We start from the raw sequence: 10,235 nt of genomic DNA, 5'->3' as shown, positions 1-10,235 counted from the left end.
AGGTGCCCGGCCGGGCCCCTCCCCCTCAGCTCTGCTCCCGCCGCCGCGGCTTCAGGCCTGTGCGGCGTCGTGCTCCGCGATCAGTTCGCGGCAGCGCTTCACATCGCCCGCCATGGCTTCCAGCAGTTGTTCCAGCGACTCGAACTTGGCCTGGCCGCGGACGAACGCCAGGAAGTCCACCGCCACCTGCTGCCCGTACAGCTCCAGCCCCACCCGGTCGATCGCATAGGCCTCGACCGTCCGGTCCACGCCGTCGAACTGCGGGTTGGTGCCGACGGAGATCGCCGCGGGCATCACCTCGCCGTCCGCGTGCAGCCAGCCCGCGTAGACCCCGTCGGCGGGGATCGCGCTGTGCGGCAGGGTCTCCATGTTGGCCGTGGGATAGCCGAGTTCGCGGCCGCGCTGGGCGCCGCGCACCACGATGCCCTCGACCTGGTGCGGCCGGCCCAGGATCTCCGCGGCGCCCGCCACCTCGCCCTCCGCGATCAGCCGCCGCGCCAGGGTGGACGAGAAGGCCTCACCGCCGCCCGCCTCACCGCTGACGTAGAGGTCGACCACCTCGACGCGGTAGTCGTAGGTGCGGCCCAGCTCGGTCAGGAAGTCGACATCGCCGGCGGCCTTGTGGCCGAAGCGGAAGTTGGGGCCCTCCACCACGGTCCGCGCATGGAGCTTGTCCACGAGGACCTTCACCACGAAGTCGGCGGGCGACAGCTTGGAGAACTCGCTGGTGAACGGGAGGATCAGCAGCGCGTCCACGCCCAGCTCCGCCATCAGGGCGGCCCGCCGGTGGTGCGGGGCGAGCAGCGGCGGATGGCTGCCGGGGCGCACCACCTCGCTGGGGTGCGGGTCGAAGGTGACGACGACGGACGGCACCCCCAGCTCCCGTGCCCGCTCCACGGCGAGGCCGATGATGAGCTGGTGTCCGCGGTGGACTCCGTCGTAGGAGCCGATGGTGACGACGCTGCGCCCCCAGTCCTCGGGGATGTCCTCCAAGCCACGCCAGCACTGCACTGTGAACCGCTCCTTGTCGAACCGTGCCGTTGATGGCAGCTCTCGGCCGGATCGCCTGACCCGTCCCTGCCGGATCCCGGTGCCCGCCTCCGGACACGCACGATCCGCAGGTCTAAGGGTGCCATGCCGTCAACGGCTGCCCCGCATCGGTGCCCCGCTGTGACCCGCTCCACTCCGTCCTCCGGCAGCGGCCGCGGACGGGGTGCCGGCCCCGGTCCCGGGACCCGTCCGGGCCTCGGGACCAGGGGCCGGCTCCCGCGCCAGGTCGCCGATCAGACGGCGGGCGCTCGGCCCCACCAGCGTGTCCCACTCCTGCGGCCGCTCCGCCAGCCACCGCCCCAGCAGTACGGCGAAGCCGGGCACGGCACGGGCCCGCTCCACCAGGCACCGGTCGAAACAGGCCGCCCCCTGCGCCCCCGCCACCAGCAGCAGCCCCGTCCGGCGCACCAGCCCGCGCATACGGTCGGCGGGGTGCGCGGTCTGCACGGGGTCGCGGAGTCCGGCGGTGTCCATGGGTTCGGCCGCCGTGACCGCTGCCGTCACCGCTGCCGGGTCCACCGCCGAGCGCAGGACCGCGGCCAGCACCTCCGGATCCCTCGGGTCGCGTTCCGCGTCGCCGCTGTCCCGGGTCCTGGCCTCCTCCTGTGCCAGCAGTTGCTCCAGCAGTTCCGCCCGTACCGGCTGCCGTGTCCCGTCCGGGCCGGGTCCGGCGAGTACCACGGCGAGTGCGGCGCGCAGCGGGACGGGGCCCTCCGCCAGCAGCCGGGTCACCAGGGGCGGCAGGTCCCGGCGGGCCGCCGGGCCGTGGGTGAGGCGCCGGTCCACATAGAGCGCGGCGTGCCGGGCGCCGTCCTCGGGCCGCAGCCGCTGGAGGTCCAGCAGCAGCCGCCCCATCGGCCGGGCGGGCGGCGCGGGATCGGCGTCGGCCAGCGCCCGCAGCAGGGTACGGACTCCGCCGCGCCGGGACAGCCGGATGCGCAGCGCGGCGAGGGTCTGCCCGGGGTGCCCGGTGAGCGCCGCGCTCACCGCGTCCGCGGGCAAGTAGCCGTCCGGAGAGGTGAGTTGGCGCAGAGCTTGGGGCAGATAGCGGGCCCGGGTGTCCGGGTCCCGCACCAGCAGTCCGAGGACCGCCCCGCGCAGCGCGTCGTCCTGGCTGCGGCCCAGCAGGGTCAGCGCGGTGTGCCGTAGCAGCAGCCGGTCGGCTCGGGCCGTGGCGTGCGGGGCGACGGCGAGGGCGTGGACCGCGGCGGCGATATGCCGGTCCGGGCGCTCGTCCCGCGCCCAGCGGTCCACCGCCCGGCACATCGCGGACGGCTCCTCCTCGGCGAGCACCGCGAGCAGTTCCTCCGCCCGCGGATGGGGGCAGCCGAGCAGGGTCTCGGTGAGGGCGTCGGGGGCGCGCCGCCGATGGGTGTGCAGCAGGGCCTGGGCGGCGGCGGCCACCGTCGCGCCCGGTGTCGCGGGCAGCGGCCGGGAGTCGGTGAACCAGCCGGTGAGCCGCGCCTGCACCCGTACCGGGTCAGCGGTGAGCAGCCCGGCCACCGCGTCCAGATGGCGGGGCCCGTCCACCCGTGGGCCGTCCGTGACGACGAGCGTCCGCATCAGTTCGAGCCGGTCCTGCTCGTCCACCGCGAGCGCGGCCCAGAAGCCCGGCCCCAGCACCGCGGGCACCGGCCGCCCCGCCGCACACCGGGCCACCACCCGCCCGGCCAGCGACCGCAGCACCTCCAGATACGGGCCCGCGTCCGGCACCTTCACCAGCACTCCGGCCACCAGCCGCACCGCCCACCAGGCCCCTTCCCCGGCGTCCGCGTCCCCGTCACCGCGGCCCTCCGCGTCGGCCAGGGTCTCCGCGGCCCGCGTCAACTCCTCCAGCTTGCGGGCGAGTTGCCCACTGCCCTGCTGCCGGGCGAGGAGCAGCAGGGACTGGACGACGGGGCCGATACGGTGGCGCGGCACCGGGGGCTGGGCGGGGTCCGCGGCCCGCTGGTGGACCAGGGCGTCCAGGGCGGGTTCGAGGTCGAGGTGGGCGCCCTGGAGCCAGTCCGCGGGCTCCTCGTGTGCGAAGCGGTAGCCGTTGCCCGCCGGTACCAGCACCCCTTCGGCCAGGACCGCGGAGGCCCAGCCGGTGCGCCAGGGGAAGACCTCCTCGAAGTCGGCCCGGCCCAACTCGCCCTGCCCCGGGCCGAGACAGCGCCGCGCCGCCTGGTGCACCCGCCCCGCCGCGCGTACCGCGAGCCGCCGCACCGCCGGGGGGCCGAGGCGTTCCGCGGTGGGGAGGCGGGCGGCGATCCGCAGGCACTGGAGGGCCAGATGGGCTTCGAAGAGCTGCTCCCTGGTGGGGCGCCCGGTGTGCACGGCCTCGGGGCAGGCGGCTCGTACCTCGGCGAGGAGCCGCAGGGCCAGGGGGTGGCGGGCATCGGCCGGGGCGAGGACTCCGGCCGGGATGCCATGGGCCGCGCGGGCCCGCTCTGCCTGCTCGGCGGAGAGATCCCCCAGCGGCACACACGGCGGCCCGTCCCCCACCGCCCACGGCACCTCACTCCGGTGCTCCCGGTGGGCACAATCCCCTTGCCCGCACCGGCAGTTGGCCCCAGCCGCACACCCCTCTCCCTCACCCCCGCAACCTCCGTACGACGAACCGCCGTTGGCACCGTCCCCGTCCCCGCATCTGCAACTCCCGTTCTGGTCAAGGCCGTTGGCCCCGAGTGAGCCGTGGAGGAGGTCGGGCGGGAGGTGGGGGCCGGTCTGGTGCCAGTGTTCGCTGCGGCAGGTGAGGACGAGGCGGACGCCATGGGTGCGCAGCCAGCGGGCCGTGGCGCTGGTCCAGTCGGGCAGCCGGTGGGCGAGACCGGGCGGCATCTCCTCCGGGGCGTCGAGCAGGATCAGCAACGGCCGCCCACCGTCCCGCGCCGCCCGGGCGACCTCCTCCGCCGTCGGCCCCTCTTCCCCCAACTCCCCCTCGTCCCCAGGAGGTTCAGCATCGCTCACCCCCTCCCCGGAGGCGCTGACGATTCGGGCGGCGCGGGCCAGGGCGCGGGTGGCGGCGGTACCGAGGGAGGGGTCCTCGGCGTGCAGATCGGCGCCGCGCAGCCAGAGGGTGGGGGCGGGCGCGGCACCATGGGCACGCCGTGCGGCCAGCGCGGCCAGCTCCGTGGTACGGCCGGTACCGGGCTCCCCGACCAGGGCGAGCACCGCCGCCCCCGACTCGGTGAAAGTGGTGAACTCGGCGGCCACCTCAGGGCGTTCGACATACTCCGGCCCTGGCCGCGGCGCACCGGAACCGACCGAGACGGCGGTGAGCTGGAGCACGGCGGCGAGGTTGAGGTCGGCTCCGGTGCCGGGCACAGTGGCGGCGTTCCGGGCGAGGAGCGCGGCGAGCGGACCGTCCGGGTCGGCGGCGGCCGCGGAGCGCAGCGGATGGGCGTGCCCACCGGCGGTGTGCGCGGGATGGGCGGCGGCGCCCCCGGCGAGGACGGCGAGGACGGCGCCGGTGGCCGCGTCGCAGACCGGCCCACCGGTGTGGCCGCCGCGGCGCAGGGCGTCACTGCCGTCGGTACCGATCGCCACCCGCACCCCGCCCGGAACCGCCTCGGTGCCGCCCTCCGCCGGTGGCTCACCGGTACCGAGGACGCGGGCCTCCCGCCAACCGCCCGCCGCGAGACGGACATAGCCGCCGACGGCCGGCCGAGCGCGGACGGTGACGGGAAGCGGCCGCAGCCCGAGGCCCTCAGTGCGCAGCAGGGCCAGCCCCTGGGCGGGCAGCGGGGTGATGTCCGCGCCGGTGAGGACGCGGGTGAGGTCGCCGGGGGCGTGCAGTACCAGGCGGTCCCGGCCGTCGACGACCGTATGGGCGGTGATCACCGTGCCGTGGTGGTCGGCCGCGAAGCCGGTGCCGAGGGGGCGGCCGGCCGGGTCGCTGATCCGTACCAGGGTGGGGTCCTCGGCCTCATCCGCCACCGCTGCCCCGCCCCGTGGCGCCATGGCCAGACCTCCCCGCCGTGCGTGTTCCCCGGGCAACCGTACGGCGGCGGATGATCAGCGGGACACCACGACGGGCCAACACGCCCCCGCGCCCCGTGAGTTCACTCCGAGCGCCCGCTCGATGGAGTGAATCCGCCTCAACCACCGCCCGCCCGGGGCGCGTTCACCCCGCGAAGACGGTGAGGCTCTTCGCCCTGCCCTTCTGCTCCTCGACCAGCGCGAGGAAGGCGCCCTCCGGACCGAAGACGGCGACCGGACCGCTGCCCGCGTACTCCTCGGGCATCTCCAACCGCACCCCGTTGGTGAGGAGTTTGGCGCGGCGCCCGTCGACGTCCCAGCGGGGGAATGCGGCCGCGGCGGCCTCCGCGAGGGGCAGCACCGACAGCTCCTGCTGGAGCTGGTCCAGGGTGCGGGCGGAGTCCAGCTTGTAGGGGCCGACACGGGTGCGGCGCAGCGCGGTGAGATGGCCGCCGACCCCGAGCGAGGCCCCCAGGTCCCGGGCGAGCGCCCGGATGTAGGTACCGGAGGAGCAGACCACGGAGACGACCAGGTCGAATACCGGGGTGCCGTCCTCGGCGGCTGCTTCCCGCACGTCGTACACGGTGAACGAGGAGACCGTGACCGGGCGGGCCGGAATCTCGAACTCCTCGCCCTCCCGGGCCCGTTGGTAGGACCGCTTGCCGTCGATCTTGACGGCGCTGACCTTCGACGGCACCTGCATGATGTCGCCGGAGAGGGCGGCTATCCCCTCGTCCACGGCCTGCCGGGTCACCCCGGAGGCGTCGGCGCTGGCGGTGATGTCGCCCTCGGCGTCATCGGTGACGGTGCTCTGGCCGAGGCGGATCGTGCCCAGGTACTCCTTCTCGGTCAGGGCGAGATGGCCGAGGAGTTTGGTGGCGCGCTGCACGCCGAGGACCAGGACGCCGGTGGCCATCGGGTCCAGGGTGCCGGCGTGGCCGACGCGGCGGGTGCGGGCGATGCCGCGCATCTTGGCCACCACGTCGTGCGAGGTGAAGCCCGACGGCTTGTCCACGATGACCAGGCCGTCGGGCGTGGGGGTGTGCTGCTCGGTCATGTGCCGGCGTCGCCGTCCTTCTCGCCGTCGGCGGCCTCGTCCGCCGCCTCGTCCTCTTCGCCCGGCTTGCGGTACGGGTCGGACTCCCCCGCGTAGGGGGCGCCGGCGGAGGCCTCGCGGACCTTCGCGTCCGAGGCACGCGCCTTGTCGAGCAGATCCTCGATGGTGCGCGCGGTGTCCGGCAGGGCGTCCGGTACGAAGGCGAGGGTGGGGGTGAACTTGACGCCCGCGGCCCGGCCCACCTCGGAGCGGAGGACGCCCTTGGCGCTCTCCAGTCCGGCGGCCGCGGCCTTCCGCTCCTCCTCGTCGCCGTAGACGGTGTAGAAGACGGTCGCCTCCCGGAGGTCTCCGGTGACCCGGGTGTCGGTGATGGTCACGTGCGAGCCGAGCCGCGGGTCCTTGATCCCGCGCTGCAGCTTCTGGGCCACCACTTCCCGGATGAGGTCCGCCAGCCTCTTCGCCCGCGCGTTGTCGGCCACTGGTCAGGTCTCCTTCTGGGTCTTGCCGGCCGAACGCCACCTACCGTGCCGTCGACCGCCGTCAGTCGTCGTCGCCGTGGAACTTCCGCCGTACGGACAGCAGTTCCACCTCTGGGCGGCCGGCGACGAGCCGCTCGCACCGGTCCAGTACATCTGTGACGTGCCCGGCGTCGCCGGCCACCACCGCGAGCCCGATGCCGGCTCTGCGGTGCAGATCCATGTGATCGACCTCGGCCGCGCTCACCGCGAACCGCCGCTGCAACTCGGCGACGATCGGGCGGACCACGGAGCGTTTCTCCTTCAGTGACCGTACGTCACCCAGGAGCAGGTCGAAGGAGAGAGTCCCCACGTACATGTGTGTCCGGATGTCCCGCCGGTACGGGGTAGAGGGTCCCGCCCTCAGCGGGCGGAACATCCACACCGTACACGCGACGGCCGGGGCCGATCGACGGGAATTCCCTCTCCCGCCGACCGGCCCCGGACCGGTTGCCTCCGGGCGCCCGGGGCACCCGGCGCCGCACGTCAGACGCGCGGCTTCTCGCGCATCTCGTACGTCGCGATGACGTCGTCGACCTTGATGTCGTTGAAGTTGCCGAGGTTGATACCGCCCTCGAACCCTTCGCGGATCTCGGTCACATCGTCCTTGAAGCGGCGCAGGCCCTCGATGTTGAGGTTCTCCGCGATGACCTTGCCGTCGCGGAGCAGACGGGCCTTGGTGTTCCGCTTGACCTCGCCGGAGCGGATGAGCACACCCGCGATGTTGCCCAGCTTGGACGAGCGGAAGACCTCGCGGATCTCCGCCGTGCCCAGCTCGACCTCTTCGTACTCCGGCTTGAGCATCCCCTTGAGGGCCGCCTCGATCTCCTCGATCGCCTGGTAGATGACCGAGTAGTACCGGACGTCCACACCCTCGCGCTCGGCCATCTGCGTGGCACGCCCGGCGGCGCGCACATTGAAGCCGATGACGATGGCGTCGGAGCCCATGGCCAGGTCGATGTCCGACTCGGTGACCGCACCCACACCGCGGTGCAGGACGCGGATGTCGACCTCTTCGCCGACGTCGAGCTGGAGCAGCGAGGACTCCAGGGCCTCGACCGAACCGGACGCGTCGCCCTTGATGATGAGGTTGAGCTGCTGCACCTCGCCGGCCTTGAGCACCTTGTCGAGGTCCTCCAGGGACACCCGGCGGGTGCGCTTGGCGAACGCGGCGTTCCGCTCGCGGGCGGCACGCTTCTCGGCGATCTGACGGGCCGTACGGTCCTCGTCCACGACGATGAAGTTGTCACCGGCGCCCGGGACGTTGGTCAGGCCCAGGACCTGGACCGGCATCGAAGGACCGGCTTCGTCGACCGTGTTGCCCAGGTCGTCCAGCATGGCGCGGACCCGGCCGTAGGCGTCGCCGACGACCATGGTCTCGCCGACCTTCAGGGTGCCGCGCTGGACCAGGACGGTCGCGGTGGCACCGCGGCCCTTGTCCAGGTGGGCCTCGATCGCGATGCCCTGCGCGTCCTGCTCCGGGTTGGCCCGCAGGTCGAGCGAGGCGTCGGCGGTGAGGACCACGGCCTCCAGCAGGCTGTCGATGTGCAGCCCCTGCCGGGCGGAGATGTCCACGAACATCGTGTCGCCGCCGTACTCCTCGGCCACCAGCCCGTACTCGGTGAGCTGGCCGCGCACCTTGGTCGGGTCGGCGCCCTCGACGTCGATCTTGTTGACCGCGACGACGATCGGCACCTCGGCCGCCTTGGCGTGGTTCAGCGCCTCGATGGTCTGCGGCATCACACCGTCGTTGGCCGCCACCACGAGGATCGCGATGTCGGTCGACTTGGCACCGCGGGCACGCATGGCGGTGAACGCCTCGTGACCCGGGGTGTCGATGAAGGTGATGCGGCGCTCTTCGTCGTTGACCTCGGTCGTGACCTGGTAGGCACCGATGTGCTGGGTGATACCGCCGGCCTCGCCCGCGACGACGTTGGTCTTGCGGATCGCGTCCAGCAGCCGGGTCTTGCCGTGGTCGACGTGACCCATGACCGTCACTACCGGCGGGCGTGCGACCAGGTGCTCCTCGCCGCCCTCGTCCTCGCCGAACTCCAGGTCGAAGGACTCCAGCAGCTCGCGGTCCTCCTCCTCGGGGGAGACGACCTGGACCGTGTAGTTCATCTCCTCGGCGAGGACGTGAAGGGTCTCGTCGGAGACGGACTGGGTCGCGGTGACCATCTCGCCGAGGTTCATCATGACCGCGACGAGCGACGCCGGGTTGGCGTTGATCTTCTCCGCGAAGTCGGTGAGCGAGGCACCGCGCGACAGGCGAATGGTCTCGCCGTTGCCGCGAGGCAGCATCACACCGCCGACCGACGGGGCCTGCATGGCCTCGTACTCCTGGCGCCGCTGCCGCTTCGACTTGCGGCCGCGACGGGCCGGGCCGCCGGGACGACCGAAGGCGCCCTGCGTGCCACCGCGGCCACCGGGACCGCCCGGACGTCCGCCGAAGCCGGGACGGCCACCGCCGCCACCGAAGCCACCGCCGGGACGACCGCCGAAGCCGCCGCCACCACCGGGACGACCGCCGCCGCCACCGCCGCCACCGGGACGACCGGCGAAACCGGGACGACCGCCGCCACCGCCACCGCCGGGACGACCCGCACCGCCCGGACCGCGGCCACCGGGGCCACCACCGGGACGCGGACCGGCCGCGGGACGCTGCGGCATCATGCCCGGGTTCGGGCGGTTGCCGCCGCCACCGCCACCCGGGGCACCGCCCGGACGCGGCGCCTGCGGACGGGGCATCCCACCCGGGGTCGGACGCGCGCCGCCCTGGGGACGGGGACCGCCCTGACCGGCACCCTGCGGGCGCGGGCCGCCGGGGGCACCGGCGCCGCCGGGACGCGGGGCACCACCCGGACGGGGCGCCTGCGGGCGCGCCATACCGGTGGAACCGCCGGACGTGAACGGGTTGTTGCCGGGACGCGGTCCGGCGGGACGGGCGCCGGGACGCGCGCCCTGACCACCGGGGCGCGGGGCCTGACGGTCACCGCGGCCCTGACCGCCCTGGCCGCCCTGACCCTGACCGGGCGCGGCCGGACGGGCGCCCGGCTTCGGGGCGCCGGGGCGCGCACCGGGCTTCGGACCTGCGGGGGCCGACGGCGGAGCGGTGAACTCCGGGGCGGCCGGCGCCGCGGGGGCCGGCTTGGGACCGGGCCTGGGGCCCGGCGTCGGACGGGGACCCGGGGCGGGTGCCGCGGGCTTCTCCGCAGCCGCGGGACGCGGTGCGGGCTTGGGGCCGGCCGGACGTTCTCCTGCCGCCTTGCCGGCGTCGGAGGTCCCCCCACCCGGCGCCGGTGAAGGCGCGGGGCGTCCTGCCGCGGGGGAGGGTGCCTGCTTGCGGGGCGCGGACGGCTTGCCGGACCTGCCGGAGCCGTTGCCCTGCTGGAAGGCATCGGTCAGTTTGCGTACCACGGGCGCCTCGATCGTCGAAGACGCCGAACGGACGAATTCACCGAGTTCCTGGAGCTTGGCCATGACGACCTTGCTCTCCACACCGAACTCCTTGGCGAGTTCGTATACCCGGACCTTAGCCACTTCGCTCCTTTTAGGTCCGGGTTACGCCGGACCGTCGCTACTTCATGGGCGTACTCATCGCGTACTCATCGAGTGCTCATCGCAATCTCGACCTACTTCCGACTCGCGAG

General features: G+C 74.1%; 6 protein-coding genes. All 6 read right to left on the bottom strand.

Annotated features, from left to right (window positions below; all coding sequences use genetic code 11):
- Positions 1-51: 51 nt before the first annotated feature.
- Positions 52-1,011 (bottom strand): bifunctional riboflavin kinase/FAD synthetase, encoded by a 960-nt coding sequence (locus tag ACFVST_RS18580; protein ID WP_390152714.1) that lies wholly within the window; start codon positions 1,009-1,011, stop codon positions 52-54.
- Positions 1,012-1,140: 129 nt separating this feature from the next.
- Positions 1,141-4,995 (bottom strand): serine protease, encoded by a 3,855-nt coding sequence (locus ACFVST_RS18575; protein ID WP_390152713.1) that lies wholly within the window; start codon positions 4,993-4,995, stop codon positions 1,141-1,143.
- Positions 4,996-5,158: 163 nt separating this feature from the next.
- Positions 5,159-6,070, bottom strand: a complete 912-nt coding sequence (gene truB / locus ACFVST_RS18570; protein ID WP_390152711.1) for a tRNA pseudouridine(55) synthase TruB — start codon at positions 6,068-6,070, stop codon at positions 5,159-5,161.
- Positions 6,067-6,549, bottom strand: coding sequence for a 30S ribosome-binding factor RbfA (gene rbfA / locus ACFVST_RS18565; protein WP_390152710.1), 483 nt, complete (start codon positions 6,547-6,549; stop codon positions 6,067-6,069). Before rbfA ends, truB begins: the two co-directional genes overlap by 4 nt.
- Positions 6,550-6,610: 61 nt before the next feature.
- A complete protein-coding gene (locus tag ACFVST_RS18560) occupies positions 6,611-6,904 on the bottom strand; it encodes a DUF503 domain-containing protein (protein WP_390152707.1) in 294 nt (97 codons plus the stop codon).
- A gap of 167 nt (positions 6,905-7,071) precedes the next feature.
- The gene (gene infB, locus ACFVST_RS18555) at positions 7,072-10,125 is read right to left on the bottom strand and encodes a translation initiation factor IF-2 (RefSeq protein WP_390152706.1); all 3,054 of its coding nucleotides are present in this window, start codon (positions 10,123-10,125) and stop codon (positions 7,072-7,074) included.
- Between the last annotated feature and the right edge of the window lie 110 nt (positions 10,126-10,235).

Origin of the sequence: Streptomyces sp. NPDC058045, from assembly GCF_042885635.1 — a bacterium.
GTDB lineage: Bacteria > Actinomycetota > Actinomycetes > Streptomycetales > Streptomycetaceae > Streptomyces.
Note: the sequence above shows the minus strand (reverse complement) of the source record. Positions and strands in the feature narration are given on the sequence as shown.

Bases quoted from the DNA above. Each gene is read 5' to 3' on its own strand.
- ACFVST_RS18575 (WP_390152713.1), bottom strand. From the start codon at position 4,995: ATGGCGCCACGGGGCGGGGCAGCGGTGGCGGATGAGGCCGAGGACCCC.
- truB (WP_390152711.1), bottom strand. From the start codon at position 6,070: ATGACCGAGCAGCACACCCCCACGCCCGACGGCCTGGTCATCGTGGAC.
- ACFVST_RS18560 (WP_390152707.1), bottom strand. From the start codon at position 6,904: ATGTACGTGGGGACTCTCTCCTTCGACCTGCTCCTGGGTGACGTACGG.